This is a genomic window from Chryseobacterium sp. Tr-659, from assembly GCF_011752975.1.
Taxonomy (GTDB): Bacteria; Bacteroidota; Bacteroidia; order Flavobacteriales; family Weeksellaceae; genus Chryseobacterium.
On sequence record NZ_VWWP01000003.1, the window covers coordinates 537,290 to 555,475 of the forward strand.

Sequence of the window (18,186 nt, forward strand, 5' to 3'; positions counted from 1 at the left end):
TCTCTCTCTAATTAGGGAGAGATTTTTATTTATGAGGACTTTTAAGATATTTTTCAATGCCGTCAGGAGTATGAGTTTTAAAAAGATCATCCGTCTTTTATCACTTGTTCTCCCCCATCCTCTTTTTGCTTTGCTAAGCTTTCATGCTACGGTAAAAGCTTACACTATTGCACAGGCAAAATTCCCAGCAACAGCTTCAAACAACGGAATAGGAAATGCTTTCAGGCATGCCTTATGGTGCTGTTTCATTATGATGTATTGCTGCAAAATCTCTTCCCCTAAAAAAGCATTGGATTTCTGTAAAAGAATGACAGACATGCATGAAGAACTATTCCCTAACCAGCCTTTGGAAACCAAAATGGATCTCCATAACAATAAATTCGGAATGGATTATTTCATGGAAATGCTTCCTGGGATTCACCGTCAGTTTTTTGAAAAGAGTTTCTTTATAGACGGATTAGCAAAAAAAATGGATGATGCAAAGGTTCTTAGAAATTTAGATGATAATTTCGAGGGACATCTTGTTTATCTGGAAGAGTAAATCTTTTAATTTAAACGCCAAGGATCGCAAGGGAAATCTAAAAACTTAACATATATTTTTTGTCCGCAAGGGCATTTTATTCAGCTATGTTATTTAATTATAACTTTTTGCTTAGTGCTAACACCTTCGCGAACGAAAACATCATACATAATTACTGGAATTCTTTGCGGGCATTGCGATAAAATAAGCTCTGAGATCAGAAGCCTCCATTAGTTCTATTTCACACCAGAATAACAAAAGACTTTAGTTATTTTTGTGGTTTAAAGTATTTTTGATAAGTTTAAACAATTAAATCAATCAGATGGTTCTCAGCAGAATTTGGTCGGCATTCATTATCATTGCCATTGCCATTGCCAGTATAAAATATATTTCATCAAGCCATTATAAAACCATTTTTAATGATATGGTGGTAGGAAAAGGGGGTGATACCGTGAAGATTGCTTCTCAGCCAATGAACAACCTCTCTCCGGTTGTCAGAGACAGCCTGATGAAAAAAAATGATTTTACAGACAGCAGAATTCATTATAAAACAGACTCTTTAAAGCAAAATGTAAATGTTTATCGTGTTCAGGAAGCTGATGGAGTTATCGGGACTTCAGAAACTGCGGTGAAGATATGTCTCGGGTTAATTGGAATTATGACATTGTTCATGGGATTCATGAGTATTGCCGAAAAAGCAGGAGGAATCAATCTTTTAAGCCGTCTGATCCAGCCATTTTTCTCCAAACTGTTTCCGGATATCCCTAAAAATCACCCTGCCTTCGGACATATGCTGATGAATTTCAGTGCCAATCTTCTGGGTTTGGATAATGCAGCAACACCTTTCGGATTAAAAGCGATGGAAAGTCTCCAAACTTTAAATCCTAATAAAGAGACGGCAAGTAATTCTCAGATTATGTTTCTCTGCTTACATGCCGGTGGGATGACCTTAATTCCTGTATCTATCATCGCCATAAGGGCTTCAATGAACTCAAAAACACCTACGGATATTTTCCTTCCCTGCATGATTGCTACTTTTGCGGCAACTTTAGCTGCAATGATCATTGTTTCCTTATATCAGAAAATAAATCTATTGCGCCCTGTCGTTATTGCTTATGTAGGCGGAATTTCAGCAATTATTGCTTTATTGGTATTATATCTCGTCCAGCTGAGCAAAGATGAGCTGGATGACTTCAGTAAGGTGTTAAGCAATGGTTTAATTCTTTTTATTTTCCTTGCGATTGTACTTGGGGCCGTTTATAAAAAGATCAACGTTTTTGATGCTTTTATTGAAGGCGCTAAAGAAGGATTTACAACCTGCGTAAAGATTATTCCTTATCTGGTTGGAATGCTGATTGCCATTTCTTTATTAAGAACTTCCGGAGTTTTTGATGTAATCATCGACGGAATGAAATGGGTCGCCAATGTTGCCAGCCTTGATCCGAGATTTGTAGATGGGCTACCAACAGCATTAATAAAACCTTTATCCGGTTCTGGAGCCAGAGGAATGATGGTGGATACAATGGCAACCTTTGGTCCAGACAGTTTCCAGGGAAGACTTGCTGCGGTTCTTCAGGGAAGCTCAGATACGACGTTTTACGTGATTGCAGTATATTTCGGTGCTGTGGCTATTAAAAACACAAGATATACTGTTGTTGCTATGCTTCTGGCCGATTTAGTAGGTATTATTACTTCAATTGCCTTAGCTTATCTATTCTTTGCTTAATTAAAGTTGCTGGTTTTTCTATCATTAAAAAATTATATGAATGAGCTACGAAAAACTTGATATTTATAATATTGCTTTTGGATTATTTATCGAAACACATAAGCTTTCATTACAATTACCAAAGTATGAACTATATGAGCTTGGCAGCCAATTAAGGCGCTCGGCAGATTCCGTTGTCACAAACATTGCAGAAGGATATGGAAGAAACAGTTACAAAGGAGACTTTATCAAATTCCTGACTTATTCTCAGGCAAGTTGCGATGAAACTGTATGCCATTTATCAAAAATCACAAGACTTTACCCAGAATTAAGTTTAGAGTTTAAAGAAAAATCAGAACAATATAAACTCCTGGGAGGAAAAATAAATAATTTCATAAAATACGTCCAATTAAACTGGCGTAAATAAACAATCACTGGCAACTAGCAACTAGCAACTAGCAACTAGCAACTAGCAACTAGCAACTAGCAACTAGCAACTAGCAACAAAATTACCCATTATGATTACAGATAAAGAATTTACTTTAAGACTCATCCGTCAATTAACTCAAGCTCTGGAAAAACTGATCCTGGAAAAACCCGAAGAAAGTCTAATGCAGAAAGAACTGGATTTTGACACTTTAATGAGGGATATTTTCAAAATGAGCTTTACAGAAGTTTCATCTAAAACAAAAGAAGAAATAATTGCAATCGTTAATGAAAGACAGGAAAGAGACCATAAAGATTATTATGAAATGCTTGGGAATCTCTTCTACTTTAAGAGCAGAGAAGATCAGAATAAAGACTTTCAGGATAAAGCAAAAACATTCTACGAACTGTATCTTCAGACCAGCGGAATATTCGCGCTTCCGGTTATCAACAGAATCAACGAATTAAAAAAAGCACTTGAATAAAGTGCTTTTATATTTTTAGAATGTAATTTTATACGTTCCTGTTGAGGATACATTGGCTTTCTCTGCCTTTACATATTTCTTCACCCAGGCTACAGATGTAGATGAAACACAAGGATCTGAAACCCCTCCTGCTCTTCTTGCAGAAACTACATTTCCGGCTTTATCTACTGTATAAGCAATGGTAATTGATCCACTGGCAGTACAACTATGAGATGGCTGTGCGCCACCTCTTCCCATCGTTCCGGGAATATATCCAACTAGTTTTCTGTCTATTCCTACTTTGCTGTCACCATTTCCGTCTCCGCCTAAAGGATCTCCGGCATTTCCGATACCTTCACCCGTTCCCTGGCTTCCAGCTTTTGTTCCTCTTCCTTTAATCAGATTTCCGATGGCAGCATTGCCTTTACCATCACCATTTCCTGTTTTTGAATTGGCCGTGGCAGCGCCTGACTTTTTAGTATTCTTAGAAGCGCTTGTACTGGTAGCTTCCTTTTTATCCGCTTTTTTCGATTCTTCTTTTTTAGCAACCGTATTTTTTGGATTATTTCCTGTGATCACCTTCTCCTTAACTTCAGTTTTCTTAGGCTCCGGGGCTGGTTCAGGTTTTACAACTGTCTTTGTTTCAGGAACAGGAGTTTCTGCAGGCTCCGGGGTTACTTCTTCCGTTGCGGCAGCTAAACTTCCCGGCTGCTCGGCCGGCTCTTCAACTCCTTTTCCATTCCTGTTATCTCCAAAGTTCACCAGCATTGTTGTTACCACTTCAGGATTTTTATCCAGTTCAGGCTTCAATTTATATAAAAAAACAAAAAGCAAAATGGCAGCCCAGATCAGAACAGAAAGCAAGGCGCTTTTTATCCTGTCTTTATTTTCTTCGTTTCTATTTGCTGTATAGCTTCTCATTTTATAAAGGCGATTCTTTCCGGAAATCCGGCTTTATTATTTATCCTTAACTGTTGCAATAGCAATATTAAACTTATGCTTTTCTGCAATTTCCATTACAAAAACAACATCTTTATGCAATGTATTTTCATCAGCTCTGATGGTGAAGGATTTATTGGTTTGATTCGTTAATTTATCCACGATAATCTGTTCCAGCTCTCCTTTGTTCACCGGGTTATCATCTACAAAATATGAACCATCCGGTTTGATGCTTACAGTCAAAGGATTAGGAATATTGTCTTCAACGGCTCCGGTTTTCGGCAGGTTTACATCAATTGCGCTTTGATTAGCAGCAGAAGAGGTTACCATAAAGAAGATCAGCATCAACAGGATAACGTCTGTCATCGCTGCTAAACTGAATTCCGGATTCGCTTTATTTCTTCTCTGAATTTTCATCTTAAGAAAGATTTATAAAGGTTTGTTGATTAGGTCTAGGAATTCTCCGGACATATTCTGAGCTTTCAATACAAACTTGTCAATTCTTGTTAAAAGAATATTATAACAAAAGTTAGCAGGAATTGCTACCGCCAAACCTACAGCTGTTTGTCCTAAAGCAGTATAAATACCCTCTGAAAGGGTTTTCGGAGAGAAAGATCCTGTTGCATGAGATAAGTTAAAGAATGCAATAATCATCCCGATTACCGTTCCTAAAAGTCCCAGCATGGGAGCAATACTTGGCACCACAGCCAAAAGGTTCAGGTTCTTTTCCATATTGGCAACTTCAACCTGTGCCTGAGCTTCCATAGCACTTACAATATCAGAAACGGGACGTCCCAATCTTGAAATTCCTTTTTCTAAAATTCTTCCTTCCGGCGAATTTTGGGTTTTACAATAATCTGACGCAGCTTCTATCTTTCCGGCTTTTATAAAGTCTTCAATATTGTTCATAAAATTAGAGTCCGTTTTCGAAGTCAGCCTTTTAATAAAGAAAAATCTTTCAAAAAACAGATACAGAGAAAATACCCCAAGGAGTAACACTGTAACCATCACTATTTTAGCGAAAGCCCCTCCGTGGAACATGATCTTCCAGAATGAGAACTCTAAATTGTCTGTAGCAACTGCGGGTGTAGCGATTTGTGCAAATAAAATCTGAGAAAGTTCCGTTAACAGCATTAAATGTGAATTTTATTAAAGTTTCAACGACAAATGTAGTGGAAATATTATGAATTGATATCTTAAAATTGCTTAAAAACAACTTAAATTTTGTTATGATTTACAAATAGCAAATTTCTTTCCAAAAGAAACTTTGAAAAGAAATTCGGTATAAAAAAGGATGGAGACGGTTGTTAGTCTTCGTCTACTTCAATATCATCCTGTTTAAATTCACATTTTAATCTAAAAGGAATCGGCGTATCTGATCCGGTATAGAAGTCGTCAATGGTTCCCTTCCAGATTAACTGAAGTTCTCCTTCTTCGTTTCTTTCAAAAAGAAGCTCATTATCATAGATATAGGCCTCTTCATCATCGAAAAGATCTACCTCTGTATAGGTTTCTTCGTCAGAATCATCGATTTTAATGGTTTTGTCTTCTATTTCCGCTGATGCAATAGGGAAATCGAAAACCTCAAGTGATAGCTGTGGAAAGTTGTACTGTAATGAATCATCGTCTACGTGATCCAAACTGTCATCCGTAATAATTTCAACCTCTAAAAAGTGTTGCTGGTTGCTGTAAACTGCCTTACAATAAGTATTTCTAATATTGTATTTTAGCGTTTCGTCCGGATGGTAAATTTTTAAAATCCCTTTCATTTTTTCTTAAAAAAGAACTGTAATAATATGATTGTTAAACGTTTTAGACAAAGATAAAAAATTGATTTTAAGATAAAAGGATTTTGAAAATTATTTTTTAAAATCAAGTCCTACAATAAGTCTGGATCTCCTAATAATACTTACTTTTGTTTTCATAAAGATTCTGGAAATGAAAAACATTTTATCAAAAGGTATTTTAGGATTAGGGTTGATGATTGGTCTTGCATCATGCAAAAAATCAGACTCTCCTCTTACAAAAGTAACACCCAGCAACCTGGATTCTATTGCATCCAACTATTATGAGCAATATCTTAAGCTATATCCGTTAGATGCAACTTCTCAGGGAGATACAAGGTACAACGATCAGCTGCCTATTAATATTGATAAAGACTTTATCTCCGGGGAAATCGCTTTCTACAATTCGGTTCAGAAACAGCTTGAACATGTAGATTATAAAGACCTTTCTGATGATGACAAGGTGGTCTATGATGTTCTTGATTATACGTTAAAAGATAAAATTCAGGCCTATGCCTATCATCCTGAATATATTCCTTTTACACAGTTCGGAGGACTTCCGCTTACTTTTCCGCTGTATGGAAGTGGACAGGGAAGCCAGCCGTTTAAAACTGAAAAAGATTACAGTGACTGGTTAAAAAGAATGGAAAAATTCCCGGAATGGATGTCAGCCGCTGCAGACAACTTCCGTGAAGGAATTAATAACAAGATTGTTCTTCCCAAAAAACTGGTTGTTAAAATGATTCCTCAAATGAAAGCTGAGGAAATCACTACATCAGATATGGAAAAAAACATCTTCTATGGACCTGTTAAAAACTTTCCTAAGAATTTCACCCAGGCTCAGAAAGATAAATTCTCTGCACTTTATAAAGAGGCCATTACCAAAAAAATCATTCCTGCTTATACCAAAATGGGAGTGTTTTTAGAAAAAGAATATTTGCCAAAAGCAAGAGATACTGACGGTTACAACAGCCTTCCTAATGGCAGTGAAATCTATAACTATTATGTAAAAAGTTGGACAACCACTAAGAAATCTCCTGAAGAAATTAATAAGATCGGGCAGCAGCAGGTAGCTATGCTTCGCGCAGAAATGGAAAAAGTAAAGCAGCAGGTTGGCTTCTCCGGAACACTGGAAGAGTTTATCACTTTTGTAAAAACAGATCCGAAAGCAATGCCTTATAAAACATCTAAAGAGGTGTTAAATGCATTCAACGGTATTTTAACGAAGATTACTCCGAAACTGAAAACAATGTTCAATGTAACCCCGAAAACAAAGTTTGAGATCAGACAGACGGAGAAATTCAGAGAGGCAAGTGCCAGCGCAGAATATATTCCGGGAACTCCGGACGGAAAAAGACCGGGAATATTTTATGTTCCGCTTCCTGATCCTGCCAAATTCAATGTTACTTCGGGAATGGAATCTCTTTTCCTGCACGAAGCAATTCCAGGTCATCACTATCAGGTTTCCCTTCAGCAGGAAAATACGAAACTTCCTAAATTTATGAGATTCGGATGGTTTGGAGCGTATGGTGAAGGATGGGCACACTATTGTGAAACGTTAGGCCCAGAATTCGGGTTGTATACAGATCCTTATCAGAAAATGGGATACTTAAGCGACCAGATGCTGAGAGCGGTAAGACTTGTAGTAGATACAGGAATCCATTCCGGAAAGATGTCAAGAGAAGAAGCTATTAAATATTTTCTGAGCAATATTTCTTATGATGAAGGGGCTGCTACTGCGGAAGTTGAAAGATATATGGCAATGCCGGGACAGGCTTTAGGCTATAAAATAGGATCCTTAAGAATCCGTGAACTGAGAGAGATGTATCAGAAAGAACTCGGGAACAAATTCAATCTGGCAAGCTTCCACGATGAAGTTTTGAGCCAGGGATGCCTTCCTCTGGATGTACTGAACAGAAAAATGGAGCTTTGGGCTAAAAAACAAAAATAGTTTCTTATGAGACTATTTTTATTTTTTGCCATACTTTTACTGACTGCTTTAAACTGTCAAAAGAAGCAAAATTTCGAAACATTTTTGGTTAACCGGAATTTACCGTCTCATGATAGTATACAGCTTCTCTCAAAATATCCTGAGCAGAAATTATACAATAGCGAGGTCGTTGAAAACAATACAAGAACAGCTTTTATTACTCAGGTTGCCAGCTTTCTTGATAATCACTCTCAGCGAAATATTTCATTTGATGATTATAAATGTAAAGCCTTATATAAAAATGATACATTAGAAATATGGCTGAACAATTACAATGGATATTTTGGAAACGGAGTTCTTGTTCAGGTATTTAACGATCATTTCAGAATAAGGGATATTAATCCTAAAGCTCTAAAAAATGAAGTAAAATTCATTGAAACTCATGCACTAAATCAAAAATTGATTCTAAACGGAAGCAAATTCAACAAAAATGACAGTATTTATGGTTTCATAGATTATAAATGCAGCATTGATCCTCTGGTTGATAAGCACTTCAAAGGATATTTTAAAACCTTAATACAATAAAAATTGATATGATCACAGAAAGCCTTAAATCACTTTACAACAGAGATTTAAACAAACTTAAAACAGAGATAGAAGCCTATCAGAATGAAGAAAATCTTTGGAAAATTGATAAAAACATCGCCAATTCCGCAGGTAATCTTGTTCTTCACCTTGTAGGAAATCTTAACCACTTTATAGGAACTCACCTTGGAAATACCAGCTATGTAAGACAACGTGACTTGGAATTTTCTTTAAAAGATATTCCAAGAGCCGAACTCATCGAAAAGGTTGAAGCTACAATTGCTATGATAGATTCTGTTCTGCCACAATTGTCTGAAGAAGATCTTAAAAAAGAATATCCTTTAGTCGTTTTTGAAAGCACTATGACCACAGATTATTTTCTTATTCATCTGGTTGCTCATCTGGATTATCACTTGGGACAGATTAATTACCACAGAAGACTATTGGACTTTTAATCCACCAATAAAAATTAAAATAACGCAACGATCACAAAGTAATTGTTGCGTTTTCTTTTTCGTTCATTCAGCTAGGGAAATATTGACTTTGCGAGCTATTTCAACCTAATTTTTTAATAGCGCTATGTCTAATAACCGTGTCAAGGTTTAAAACCTTGACACGGTTGAAAATCCAAATATTTTTTTACTTGCCCGGGAACCACAGGAAATTACCTGTGAGAAACTACTTTTCAAACATCATCTTAGTAATAAAATCTTTCTCTCCTTTTCCTCTTGCAGGAGAATATTCTCTTCCATAGAAAATAATCTGAAGGTGAAGTTTATTCCATACTTCTTCAGGAAATAAATCCTTCGCATCACGCTCCGTTTCTACTACATTTTTTCCTGACGTAAGCTTCCATTGTGTCATCAGACGATGAATGTGGGTATCCACCGGAAAAGCCGGGAAACCAAATCCCTGGCTCATTACCACTGAAGCCGTTTTATGTCCTACACCCGGAAGCGCTTCCAATTCTTCATAAGTCTGAGGAACAATACCAGCATGCCTTTCCAATAGAAGTTCGGCCATTCTTTTCAGGTTTTTGGCCTTCGTATTGGATAGCCCGATCTCTTTGATCAGTTCCTTGATCTCAAATTCTTCCAGTTTAGCCATTCTCTGAGGTGTTCCGGCAACGGCAAAAAGGTCAGGTGTCACCTGATTTACCTTTTTATCTGTTGTCTGGGCAGAAAGCGCAACGGCAACCATTAATGTATACGGATCTGTATGATCCAAAGGAATAGGTGTAGTAGGATATAATTTATCCAGTTCTATCTGAACGAGCTCAGCTCTTTGTTTTTTTGTCATGTAACCCTTAAATTTGAACAAAATTAAATCATTATGCTGAAAGTTGGAGACAAATTACCTGAATTTGAAGGAGTCAATCAAGACGGAGAAACTATAACCTCATCAAAATTAATCGGAAAAAAGCTGGTTGTTTTCTTCTATCCGCAGGCCAATACGCCAACCTGCACTGTAGAAGCATGCAATCTTAGCGACAATTATTCCAAGCTTAAAAAAGCAGGATTTCAATTATTAGGAATAAGTGGTGATACGGTAAAAAAACAGAAGAACTTCCACAGCAAATTTGCTTTTCCTTATGATCTTATTGCTGACGAAACCCGTGATATAATTGAAAAATTCGGGGTTTGGCAAGAGAAAAAAACATTTGGAAAAACGTATATGGGAATTGTAAGAACTACGTTTATTTTTGATGAAAGCGGAGTCTGCACAAGAGTTATTGAAAAAGTAACGTCTAAAACGGCGACTGACCAGATTCTGGAAGGGTAATTCCTTTTCGAACACAGATATAAAAAATATTTCCACCAACAGCACTGATACATGTTGTGCTATTGGTGGAAACATAATATTAGAAATTGATATTATTCTGTTTCGTAATAGTTTAATTCTTCGGTTTCACCGGGAAGGGTTACATGTTTTTTAAACTTTAGTCCCAGCTTTTCGATCAGCTTTTGAGAAGAAATATTATCTTTTGAAATGATGGCCGATATTTTTGATAATCCAAAATCATCCATCCCAATGGATTTTACCTTCTGAGCCGCTTCAAAAGCATATCCTTTTCCTTCAAATTCTTCCAATAAAGAATATCCGATATCCACTACATCCAGCCCTTCTCTTTGAAAGATTCCAACGGCTCCAATTTTTTCTTTTCCCTCTTTGGTTACTAAAAGATAATTTCCAAATCCCAGCCTTTCAACTTGTGGAGTAAATCTGTTCAGAATATAGTTTTCAGCATCTTCAATAGTATTTACATTACGATTGCCGATGTACTGAACAAATTTAGGTCTGTTGTAAAGTTCAAAAATAAAATCTCTGTCTTCACGAGACATCGGACGAAGTATTAATCGCTCAGTCTCGTAGGTATTATCTGCGCTTGGGTGTTTTTTTAGGCTCATCTTTCTTTGGTTCTTCCTTTTTTTCGATTTTTAAAAGTCTCGGGTTATTAGCACATTTTTTATTGTAAAGTTCAATATAGGTTCCGTTGTCCTTTACATGGGTTACGGCTCCTGTTGCTTTATTTACAGTTAATGTATAATGTGTTTTCTGATAAGGACATTCCTTTGAGGTAAGTTTCCCTAAGTCCAGATAATAATTCGACTTATCTTCATGATAATTACCTGCAATATCTTTGAACTCCTCATCTACCACATACCCATCTGCTGCCAAAACAATTGCTGCTTCCTGAGGGTTTTCAATTTTACCTACAAATTTCTTTAACCCTTCAAGATCAAGAACATAGTTTACTTTCCCTCCTTCTGAATAAGCGATATAATAAAAACTATCTTCATGGGGAAAAAGATTGAATCCCGAAAACTGGGGAATATAATCTACCTTACCCGAAATCCTTATTTCTTTACCTTTTCCATAGCTGTTATATACCAGTATCCATGAGTCTACTTTATTACCTGGATTAATCTCCTGTAAAATATGTGAAATACCCGCAAATTTTTGCTTCTCCTGGGCATATCCAAATATTCCAAAAAGTAAAAATGTAAGAATTGTGAATCGGGTTGCAGCTATAATCATAATTTCAAAATCAGCAGAAAATATACCAAATTTTACATAAACTTCTCTCCTTTCTTGAAGTTTTTTAAGTCAAGAACGTAGTCTTTAATAAGCTGATCATTGTCACGGGGACAAATAAGAAGTGCTTTATCTGTATCTACTACAATATAGTTTTCAAGACCATCAATAATCACGGCCTTATTATTATTTTTTAAACGAATGATATTTCCCTTTGAATTATAGGCCAGTAAATGCTTTAGTTTTACGGCATTTCCTTCTTTATCCTTTTCCGTATTTTCGTAAACAGAAGTCCATGTTCCCAGATCACTCCATCCAAGATCTGATGGAATAACATACACATTCTTTGCTTTTTCTAAAATTCCGTTATCAATAGAGATTTTCTGAACTTTCGGATAAATGGTCTCAATACAGCTGTTTTCTTTCTCTGAATTATATTCACAAGCCATAAAATGCTGCATCATCTCAGGAAGATACAGTTCAAATGCATGATGAATACTTTTTACATTCCAGATAAATATCCCGGCATTCCAAAGAAAATCTCCACTTTCCAGGAAGCTTTGGGCTATTTCAAGAATGGGTTTTTCTGTAAATGTTTTTACTTTAAAATATTCTGAACCTTTCTTTTCTACAAACTGAATATATCCATATCCCGTATCCGGCCTTGTAGGTGTGATTCCTAACGTCACCAGATAATCATTTTTTGAAGCTACTTCAAAAGCAAGCTCCACTTTTTCCAAAAACACATCTTCTTTAAGAATCAGATGATCTGCCGGAAGTACAATCATAGTGGCATCCGGATCAATTTCAGCAATTTTATTGGCCATATACAGGTTACAGGCAGCTGTATTCTTCATCAGCGGCTCACCCACAATATTTTCTTCAGGAATTTCCGGAAGCTGCTGATGAGAAAGAGCAACATACTCTTTATTCGTGATCACGAATATGTGCTCTTTAGGAATTACCTTACTGATTCTGTCATAGGTTTGCTGAATCATCGTACGGCCTGTTCCTAAAATATCCTGAAACTGTTTTGGAAATTTCTGCGTACTCATTGGCCAGAACCGGCTTCCGATTCCTCCCGCCATTATAACGCAGTATTTATCTGATTTTAACATTCTTAGCTACATTTTTCTACCCTTGCTAAAGGCTTGAAAGAATACTTCCTTCCAGTAGCCAGGTTCTTACAAAGATAGTTTTTTTTAACCAGACCTTCCAATAAATACTTTTCGTTACGATATATAAAGAATTCACCTTTTTGAAGCTCCTCTATAAAATGAAGACTATCATCCTGTTTTTCAGTATGAAAATATCTTACCAGATCAGGGCTTGCCATGAAATTTGCTTTAGGGGATTTTGAAAATCTTATAATAATTGGTTTCAGTTCTTCATCATAAATTTCGAGACTTTCAAGAAGCATATTTCTGAAGGTTTCCTTCCACTCGTTGCCATGGGGAGAAATTCTTCGTCCATATTTTTCAAAGGCAATCAGATGGGCCAGCTCATGGGTAAGCACAAAGAAAAAAAGTTGTGGGGTAAGCGTAGAGTTTACCGTAATTTCATGAGAATTGTCCGGAAGTTTTCTGTAATCTCCCAGTTTGGAATTTCTGTTTCTTGTAACTTTTATATGTATATAGTAATCTGAAAACCAGATTCTTAAATATTTAAGAGTATTTTGAGGTAAATATTTTTCTAATGATTGGATAGACATTTTACAAACTTAATGGAATTCCGGCATAGAAATTCAATAGTTTAAGACTAAAAAGATAATTATATTTTGCCTGCGCTACCGATCCCTGTGCATTTGCATAATTATTTCTTGCCACATTCACGTCATAGATAGTAGTTCTTCCTGCAGCATAACTTTTATCAGCAAACTCAAGTGCCAGCTTGGAACTCTTCTCTGCTTCCACGGCTGCCAGATAGGTTTCATAGTTGGCATCCGCATCAAACTGTGCTTTTTGTACATTCTGTCTTACCGTTTGTTTCTGTTGTTCTAAACTGTTTTTAGCAAGACTTTCATTAATTTTGGACTGTTCTACCTGTAATTTTGTAATTCCTTTGTTAAAAATAGGAACATTCAGAGAAAGCCCTACATTCTGACCGAAATTGTCTTTATACTGTTGAAATAGCCCTGGCTGAGCACTCTCTGCAGGACCTCCATTCAATATATTGTTGTAAAATGAAGAAAGACCAGCACTAGCCGTAAGCGTAGGCCAAAATGCCGTTTTACTGACTTCCGTTTGAGCTTCAGCAGATTTTATTCTGCTTTCTGCTGCTTTTATCTGTGGCTGAATTTTATAAGCGGTAACCAAAACGTCATCCGCAGACTGCAGCTGCAAGTCTAAGGTTTCGGGGATATTAACATCTTCAACATCAAAATCTTTATACTCTGTAAGTTGTAAAAGCTGAACAATAGCAAATAATGCTCTTCCAACATTTACTTCAGCTGTCTTTAAATTTTGTTTTTCTCTTGCCAAAGCAGCTTCCGCTTCTGCCAAAACAGTTTGTGCCGTTGTTCCTACATTTGTTGTTATTTTTGCTCTGTCATACTGCTTTTGAGCATTCTCTACCGCGCTTTGAGAAATCTTGACAATCTCTTTATTCAAAAGCGTTGTAAGATACTGCTGAGCAATCTGGAGAGAAATATCATTTTTGATGGTTTCAATATCATATTGGCTGGCTTCTACATCAAACTGAGCTTTTCGAACATTTTTTTCAAGCCTCCCATTATTGTATACCAAAATATCAGCACCAAGACTAGCACTATTACTAAATCTATCGTTTCTGATACTTCCGGTCCCTAATGAAAGCTGTCCAAAACTTACGGAATTGTTCAACCCTGCCGAAACAGAAGGCAGGTACCCTTTCTTGGCAATTTTAAGATTAGATTCTTGTGATTGTTTGTTATATTGATTTTGGATAACCTGAAGATTATGCTCTACAGCATAATTCACACATTCTTTTAAGGACCATTTCTTCTGAGCACTTAAACCCAGATAACCCAATCCAAAAACGATGATCCAAACTTTTTTCATATTAAGATTTTTCAATATTAGACGAATTAAATATAAAAAAGTTACAGATTGAAAAATTATATTTTATTTTAAAAAAACTTTTGGGAATTTTGTACCATGACAAATGAACAATACCAGGAAGCCATTGACTGGCTTTTCATACAAATGCCCAACTATCAGATAGATGGGCAAAAGGCCTATAAACCGGGACTGGATAACATTACGAAGCTTTGCGCTTTCTTTGGAAACCCTCAGGATAAAATCAAATGTATCCATATTGGCGGTACCAACGGAAAAGGCTCTTCAAGCAATATGCTGGCTTCTGTACTTCAGGAATCAGGTTATAAAGTAGGTTTATATAATTCTCCTCACCTCATCGACTTCACGGAACGCATCAAAGTGAACGGAAAAAACTGTAATAAAGAGTTTGTTTTCGATTTTATTCAAAAGCTTAAAACTATTCCCGAAGATATCCGCCCGTCTTTCTTTGAATTCACTACCATTATGGCTTTTGAATATTTTTACCAGCAGCAGGTAGATTTTGCTATTATTGAAGTGGGATTAGGAGGAAGGCTGGATTCTACCAATATTATTAAACCTCTGATTTCTGCAATTACGAATGTTCAGCTGGATCATCAGAATATTTTAGGAGATACCATAGCGGAAATTGCTACGGAAAAGGCAGGAATCGTTAAAAACAACACTCCTATTATCTCTGGCGATGAAAATGAGGTTGTAAAAAACATCATCAGAGAAAAAGCCATTAAAGAAAATGCTCCTTTTATAGATGCCACTTTAATTGAAACTGATCTTACTTCTGATCTGAAAGGAAACTACCAGCAAAAGAATATCCGCGTTGTATTAGCATTGGTTGAAGAGCTGAAAAAGCAGCAGGTTGACATTTCTGATCAGAATCTGGAAAAAGGATTATTAAGCGTTCATCATCATACCGGATTTATCGGCCGTTGGTTCGAGTTCTCAAAAAATCCACTTACGATTTGTGATACGGGACATAATCAGGCAGGTTTGGAGTATGTTTTTTCACAATTAAATTCAATTGACAGGCACAAGCATATCATTTTGGGGTTCGTAAATGACAAAAAAATAGATGAAGTGATGAATTTACTTCCTGAAAATTCTGAGTTTTATTTTGCAAAACCATCCATCAACAGGGGAAGACATCCGGAAGATTATGAAAACCTTCTTAAGGAGGCGAAAATTTTTTACAAAATTTTTAATTCCGTACAGGAAGCGTATCTATCTGCAAAAGAACAATGTACAAACGAAGAAATGATTTTTATTGGCGGAAGTAACTTTGTTGTGGGAGATTTTTTAGAAAAAAATTTGGAGATTACCGAATAAGTCGTATATTTGCACCACTCTAAACAAGAGAACAAGTCTAGAGGGTTCTTAGCTCAGTTGGTTCAGAGCATCTGGTTTACACCCAGAGGGTCGGGGGTTCGAATCCCTCAGGACCCACAGAAAAGGAAACGAAACCTTTCAAAAAAATTCGGGTTCTTAGCTCAGTTGGTTCAGAGCATCTGGTTTACACCCAGAGGGTCGGGGGTTCGAATCCCTCAGGACCCACAAAAAATCTCTCAAGAAATTGGGAGATTTTTTTATTTTATCCCTAAACTCCATAAGTCCTTTTCCTTTATATTACTTACCTTTGCCTCCGTTCGATTGCATCTATTTCGTGAAGGAACTTCATATCATATCATTCAACTATCCCTACCCTCCTTCTTATGGTGGAATTATTGATGTATTTTATAAGATCAAAGCTTTGTCTGACCTGGGAATAAAGATCCATCTTCATTGTTTTGTAGATCAGATTCCTGAAAGAATTGATCCGGAAGTAGAAGAAAACACAGAAAATATATTTTTTTATAAAAAGAAGAAGAATCCACTTCTTTATTTCTCAGGAACCCCATTTGCTGCAGCTATAAGAGATTCTGAGTTGCTTCTTACCCATCTGGAAAAGATCAAAGCTCCAATTTTGTTTGAAGGCCTTCAGACAACCTATGTTATAAAGTTTTTAAAAGGCAGAGGGCATCAACTTTATCTTCGTCATCACAATAACGAAACAGCATATTATAAAGGCCTATCTCTATCGGAAAAAAATATTTTTAAAAAGATTATTTACAGCATTGAATCTTTAAAATATACAGGATATCAGAAAAAGCTTTTAAAGAAGTTTAACACCGTATTCTGTCTTTCTGAAAAAGAATATCATGAAGTAGAAACATACTCGAATAATGCGCAGCTGATTCATATCTTTCATGGCAACTCATCAGTAAAACAATTAGATAAAAAGGGAAAATATTTTCTTTTTCATGGAGATCTCACCACCGCAGATAACAAAAAGGCTCTGGAGGAAACGATTGATCTTTTTAAAAGTCTTCCTCACTATCAATTGAAGGTAGCTTCCGACCGTGCCAGTGAGGATATTAAAAAGAAGATTTCTGCAGTTGAAAATATCAGCCTCACTCCTATTCAAACTACAGAAAACCTCCATCATTTATTGAATGGGGCACACGCCAACATTTTGCTTTCTTATCAGAATTCCGGCACAAAAGTGAAGCTTTTCAACACTCTTTATAACAGCCGTTTTGTGATCATTAACGAAAATATTACCGACGATGCAGATCTTATCAAACTCTGCCTGTATGGCTCTGAAACGGAGGAAATCCGCAGACAAATCATTATTGCTGCAACAAAAGATTATAATGACACCGAAAACAGGAAGAAAGTTTTAGAAAGAAAACATTCTGATGCTTCTAAAGCCGAAGAAATTATTGCAACTATTTTTAAAGATTAACAGCCTCTACAACCTTCTGAATATTAAATTCTTCCAGGCAGGCCCAATCTCCCCTATAACATTCTTTATCACCGAAAACGGAACATGGTCTGCAGGTAAGATCTTTTACCTGAACAACATCGTCTTCACTCTGCCCAAACCCTAAAAATCCGGCGTAAGGATGTGTAGCTCCCCATATGGAAACACATCGGGTTCCTACGAGGCTTGCCAGGTGCATATTGGCAGAGTCCATAGAAATCATCAGTTCAAGTTCTGAAATTTTATTAAGTTCTTCAGTAAGGTTCAGTTTCCCGGAAAGATTTTTGGTATTGGGAATCTGACTCTCCCATTGTTCAAGAGTCTCGGTTTCTTTTTTTCCGCCTCCAAAGAAATATAGGGTATGTTTCTGAGCAAGAATCCTTGCTAATTCATAAGACTTTTCCAAAGGAAGCATTTTCCCTTTATGTTGGGCAAAAGGGGCAAATCCAATCCCTGATTTATGCTTAGAAACGGGTCTGAGCTGATGGGAAAGTTCTACTTTGAATCCCATCTTACGAAAAACATCAGCATAACGCTCCACTGTTCTTTTCAGCTGGACTTTTTCAAGGTTCCAGACATCCGTAAGGTGCTCTTTCTCTTCTTTTCCTTTATCGATTTTGAAAACCTTAAGTCCTTTCCTTATATATATCTTATCCAGGATCTTTGTCCTGATAACATCATGAAGATTGGCAATACAATCCGGATTAAATTCACTGATCAGCTCATTGCTCAGCTTTCTCAGTCCAAAGAACCCTTTATAATCATCCAAATCAATTCCTTTGAATGTAACGTTAGGAACTCCCGCAAACAGGGCTTCAAAATTTTTTCTGGAAACCATAATAATTTCCACACCGGGGTTCTGCTCCAGAAATTCTCTGAAAACAGGGACAGTCATCGCAACGTCTCCGAATGCGGAAAAACGATATGCTAAAATTTTGGTCACG

The 18,186-nt window shown here is 36.5% G+C and carries 21 protein-coding genes and 2 tRNA genes; 12 read left to right on the plus strand and 11 right to left on the minus strand.

Annotated elements, in window-relative coordinates:
* Positions 1-31: 31 nt before the first annotated feature.
* The 4 genes from F3J23_RS10025 to F3J23_RS10040 all read left to right on the plus strand — a co-directional run bounded on the left by F3J23_RS10025 (position 32) and on the right by F3J23_RS10040 (position 3,136).
* Positions 32-541, plus strand: a complete 510-nt coding sequence (locus F3J23_RS10025) for a DUF6973 domain-containing protein (RefSeq protein ID WP_167027805.1) — start codon at positions 32-34, stop codon at positions 539-541.
* A 301-nt stretch (positions 542-842) separates the two neighbouring features.
* Positions 843-2,246, plus strand: a complete 1,404-nt coding sequence (locus tag F3J23_RS10030; protein WP_167027807.1) for a nucleoside recognition domain-containing protein — start codon at positions 843-845, stop codon at positions 2,244-2,246.
* 40 nt (positions 2,247-2,286) lie between these two features.
* Entirely contained in the window at positions 2,287-2,652 is a 366-nt protein-coding gene (locus tag F3J23_RS10035) for a four helix bundle protein (protein ID WP_167027810.1), read from the plus strand.
* Positions 2,653-2,743: 91 nt separating this feature from the next.
* On the plus strand, positions 2,744-3,136 hold the full coding sequence (locus F3J23_RS10040; protein ID WP_167027813.1) for a hypothetical protein: 393 nt from the start codon (positions 2,744-2,746) through the stop codon (positions 3,134-3,136).
* Positions 3,137-3,151: 15 nt separating this feature from the next.
* Here the strand turns inward: F3J23_RS10040 and F3J23_RS10045 are convergent, their stop codons facing one another.
* The 4 genes from F3J23_RS10045 to F3J23_RS10060 form a co-directional block, all read right to left on the minus strand.
* Positions 3,152-4,036 (minus strand): ferric siderophore ABC transporter substrate-binding protein, encoded by an 885-nt coding sequence (locus F3J23_RS10045; protein ID WP_167027816.1) that lies wholly within the window; start codon positions 4,034-4,036, stop codon positions 3,152-3,154.
* Positions 4,037-4,072: 36 nt separating this feature from the next.
* Positions 4,073-4,471, minus strand: a complete 399-nt coding sequence (locus tag F3J23_RS10050) for an ExbD/TolR family protein (RefSeq protein ID WP_167027819.1) — start codon at positions 4,469-4,471, stop codon at positions 4,073-4,075.
* Positions 4,472-4,483: 12 nt separating this feature from the next.
* Positions 4,484-5,188: a MotA/TolQ/ExbB proton channel family protein gene (locus F3J23_RS10055; RefSeq protein WP_047095050.1), complete on the minus strand. Its 705-nt coding sequence runs from the start codon at positions 5,186-5,188 to the stop codon at positions 4,484-4,486.
* Positions 5,189-5,361: 173 nt separating this feature from the next.
* Entirely contained in the window at positions 5,362-5,823 is a 462-nt protein-coding gene (locus F3J23_RS10060; RefSeq protein ID WP_167027822.1) for a hypothetical protein, read from the minus strand.
* A 169-nt stretch (positions 5,824-5,992) separates the two neighbouring features.
* Between F3J23_RS10060 and F3J23_RS10065 the strand changes: the two genes are divergently transcribed.
* Genes F3J23_RS10065 through F3J23_RS10075 form a run of 3 tightly spaced genes read left to right on the plus strand, consistent with a single transcriptional unit; the run spans position 5,993 to position 8,808 of the window.
* Positions 5,993-7,789 carry a DUF885 domain-containing protein gene (locus F3J23_RS10065; RefSeq protein WP_167027825.1) on the plus strand — a complete coding sequence of 599 codons (1,797 nt, stop codon included), beginning with the start codon at positions 5,993-5,995 and terminating at the stop codon, positions 7,787-7,789.
* A gap of 6 nt (positions 7,790-7,795) precedes the next feature.
* Complete coding sequence (locus F3J23_RS10070) at positions 7,796-8,353, plus strand: hypothetical protein (RefSeq protein ID WP_167027828.1); 558 nt, start codon at positions 7,796-7,798, stop codon at positions 8,351-8,353.
* An 8-nt stretch (positions 8,354-8,361) separates the two neighbouring features.
* The gene (locus F3J23_RS10075) at positions 8,362-8,808 is read left to right on the plus strand and encodes a DinB family protein (RefSeq protein ID WP_167027831.1); all 447 of its coding nucleotides are present in this window, start codon (positions 8,362-8,364) and stop codon (positions 8,806-8,808) included.
* A 223-nt stretch (positions 8,809-9,031) separates the two neighbouring features.
* On the opposite strand, the gene F3J23_RS10080 is transcribed toward F3J23_RS10075, so the two are convergent.
* On the minus strand, positions 9,032-9,652 hold the full coding sequence (locus F3J23_RS10080) for an endonuclease III domain-containing protein (RefSeq protein ID WP_167027834.1): 621 nt from the start codon (positions 9,650-9,652) through the stop codon (positions 9,032-9,034).
* A gap of 33 nt (positions 9,653-9,685) precedes the next feature.
* Here F3J23_RS10080 and bcp point away from each other — a divergent pair, with 33 nt between their 5' ends.
* On the plus strand, positions 9,686-10,135 hold the full coding sequence (gene bcp, locus F3J23_RS10085) for a thioredoxin-dependent thiol peroxidase (RefSeq protein ID WP_167027837.1): 450 nt from the start codon (positions 9,686-9,688) through the stop codon (positions 10,133-10,135).
* Between the two features lie 92 nt (positions 10,136-10,227).
* Here the strand turns inward: bcp and F3J23_RS10090 are convergent, their stop codons facing one another.
* Genes F3J23_RS10090 through F3J23_RS10110 form a run of 5 tightly spaced genes read right to left on the minus strand, consistent with a single transcriptional unit; the run spans position 10,228 to position 14,427 of the window.
* Entirely contained in the window at positions 10,228-10,761 is a 534-nt protein-coding gene (locus F3J23_RS10090) for a GNAT family N-acetyltransferase (protein ID WP_167027841.1), read from the minus strand.
* Complete coding sequence (locus tag F3J23_RS10095; RefSeq protein WP_167027844.1) at positions 10,730-11,392, minus strand: hypothetical protein; 663 nt, start codon at positions 11,390-11,392, stop codon at positions 10,730-10,732. The genes F3J23_RS10090 and F3J23_RS10095 overlap by 32 nt, the downstream gene beginning before the upstream one ends.
* A 32-nt stretch (positions 11,393-11,424) precedes the next feature.
* Complete coding sequence (locus tag F3J23_RS10100) at positions 11,425-12,507, minus strand: mannose-1-phosphate guanylyltransferase (RefSeq protein ID WP_228455316.1); 1,083 nt, start codon at positions 12,505-12,507, stop codon at positions 11,425-11,427.
* Between the two features lie 2 nt (positions 12,508-12,509).
* Entirely contained in the window at positions 12,510-13,100 is a 591-nt protein-coding gene (locus F3J23_RS10105) for a SprT-like domain-containing protein (RefSeq protein ID WP_167027847.1), read from the minus strand.
* Between the two features lies 1 nt (position 13,101).
* A complete protein-coding gene (locus F3J23_RS10110; protein WP_167027850.1) occupies positions 13,102-14,427 on the minus strand; it encodes a TolC family protein in 1,326 nt (441 codons plus the stop codon).
* 96 nt (positions 14,428-14,523) lie between these two features.
* On the opposite strand from F3J23_RS10110, the gene F3J23_RS10115 reads away from it, so the two are divergent.
* The 4 genes from F3J23_RS10115 to F3J23_RS10130 all read left to right on the plus strand — a co-directional run bounded on the left by F3J23_RS10115 (position 14,524) and on the right by F3J23_RS10130 (position 17,224).
* The gene (locus tag F3J23_RS10115; RefSeq protein ID WP_167027853.1) at positions 14,524-15,768 is read left to right on the plus strand and encodes a bifunctional folylpolyglutamate synthase/dihydrofolate synthase; all 1,245 of its coding nucleotides are present in this window, start codon (positions 14,524-14,526) and stop codon (positions 15,766-15,768) included.
* Between the two features lie 42 nt (positions 15,769-15,810).
* Positions 15,811-15,885 (plus strand) — tRNA-Val (locus tag F3J23_RS10120).
* A gap of 33 nt (positions 15,886-15,918) precedes the next feature.
* Positions 15,919-15,993, plus strand: a tRNA-Val gene (locus tag F3J23_RS10125).
* A gap of 109 nt (positions 15,994-16,102) precedes the next feature.
* Positions 16,103-17,224 (plus strand): glycosyltransferase, encoded by a 1,122-nt coding sequence (locus tag F3J23_RS10130; protein ID WP_167027856.1) that lies wholly within the window; start codon positions 16,103-16,105, stop codon positions 17,222-17,224.
* Here the strand turns inward: F3J23_RS10130 and F3J23_RS10135 are convergent.
* Positions 17,214-18,185 carry a glycosyltransferase family 9 protein gene (locus F3J23_RS10135; RefSeq protein WP_317167711.1) on the minus strand — a complete coding sequence of 324 codons (972 nt, stop codon included), beginning with the start codon at positions 18,183-18,185 and terminating at the stop codon, positions 17,214-17,216. The genes F3J23_RS10130 and F3J23_RS10135 overlap by 11 nt on opposite strands.
* Position 18,186: the final 1 nt, after the last annotated feature.

What these genes read in the sequence shown, in the direction of transcription:
- F3J23_RS10100 (WP_228455316.1), bottom strand. Translation starts at nt 12,507, where the DNA reads ATGTTAAAATCAGATAAATACTGCGTTATAATGGCGGGAGGAATCGGA.
- F3J23_RS10075 (WP_167027831.1), top strand. Translation starts at nt 8,362, where the DNA reads ATGATCACAGAAAGCCTTAAATCACTTTACAACAGAGATTTAAACAAA.
- F3J23_RS10045 (WP_167027816.1), bottom strand. Translation starts at nt 4,036, where the DNA reads ATGAGAAGCTATACAGCAAATAGAAACGAAGAAAATAAAGACAGGATA.
- F3J23_RS10060 (WP_167027822.1), bottom strand. Translation starts at nt 5,823, where the DNA reads ATGAAAGGGATTTTAAAAATTTACCATCCGGACGAAACGCTAAAATAC.
- F3J23_RS10105 (WP_167027847.1), bottom strand. Translation starts at nt 13,100, where the DNA reads ATGTCTATCCAATCATTAGAAAAATATTTACCTCAAAATACTCTTAAA.
- F3J23_RS10070 (WP_167027828.1), top strand. Translation starts at nt 7,796, where the DNA reads ATGAGACTATTTTTATTTTTTGCCATACTTTTACTGACTGCTTTAAAC.
- F3J23_RS10040 (WP_167027813.1), top strand. Translation starts at nt 2,744, where the DNA reads ATGATTACAGATAAAGAATTTACTTTAAGACTCATCCGTCAATTAACT.
- F3J23_RS10080 (WP_167027834.1), bottom strand. Translation starts at nt 9,652, where the DNA reads ATGACAAAAAAACAAAGAGCTGAGCTCGTTCAGATAGAACTGGATAAA.
- bcp (WP_167027837.1), top strand. Translation starts at nt 9,686, where the DNA reads ATGCTGAAAGTTGGAGACAAATTACCTGAATTTGAAGGAGTCAATCAA.
- F3J23_RS10115 (WP_167027853.1), top strand. Translation starts at nt 14,524, where the DNA reads ATGACAAATGAACAATACCAGGAAGCCATTGACTGGCTTTTCATACAA.
- F3J23_RS10030 (WP_167027807.1), top strand. Translation starts at nt 843, where the DNA reads ATGGTTCTCAGCAGAATTTGGTCGGCATTCATTATCATTGCCATTGCC.
- F3J23_RS10110 (WP_167027850.1), bottom strand. Translation starts at nt 14,427, where the DNA reads ATGAAAAAAGTTTGGATCATCGTTTTTGGATTGGGTTATCTGGGTTTA.
- F3J23_RS10035 (WP_167027810.1), top strand. Translation starts at nt 2,287, where the DNA reads ATGAGCTACGAAAAACTTGATATTTATAATATTGCTTTTGGATTATTT.
- F3J23_RS10055 (WP_047095050.1), bottom strand. Translation starts at nt 5,188, where the DNA reads ATGCTGTTAACGGAACTTTCTCAGATTTTATTTGCACAAATCGCTACA.
- F3J23_RS10050 (WP_167027819.1), bottom strand. Translation starts at nt 4,471, where the DNA reads ATGAAAATTCAGAGAAGAAATAAAGCGAATCCGGAATTCAGTTTAGCA.
- F3J23_RS10090 (WP_167027841.1), bottom strand. Translation starts at nt 10,761, where the DNA reads ATGAGCCTAAAAAAACACCCAAGCGCAGATAATACCTACGAGACTGAG.
- F3J23_RS10025 (WP_167027805.1), top strand. Translation starts at nt 32, where the DNA reads ATGAGGACTTTTAAGATATTTTTCAATGCCGTCAGGAGTATGAGTTTT.
- F3J23_RS10095 (WP_167027844.1), bottom strand. Translation starts at nt 11,392, where the DNA reads ATGATTATAGCTGCAACCCGATTCACAATTCTTACATTTTTACTTTTT.
- F3J23_RS10065 (WP_167027825.1), top strand. Translation starts at nt 5,993, where the DNA reads ATGAAAAACATTTTATCAAAAGGTATTTTAGGATTAGGGTTGATGATT.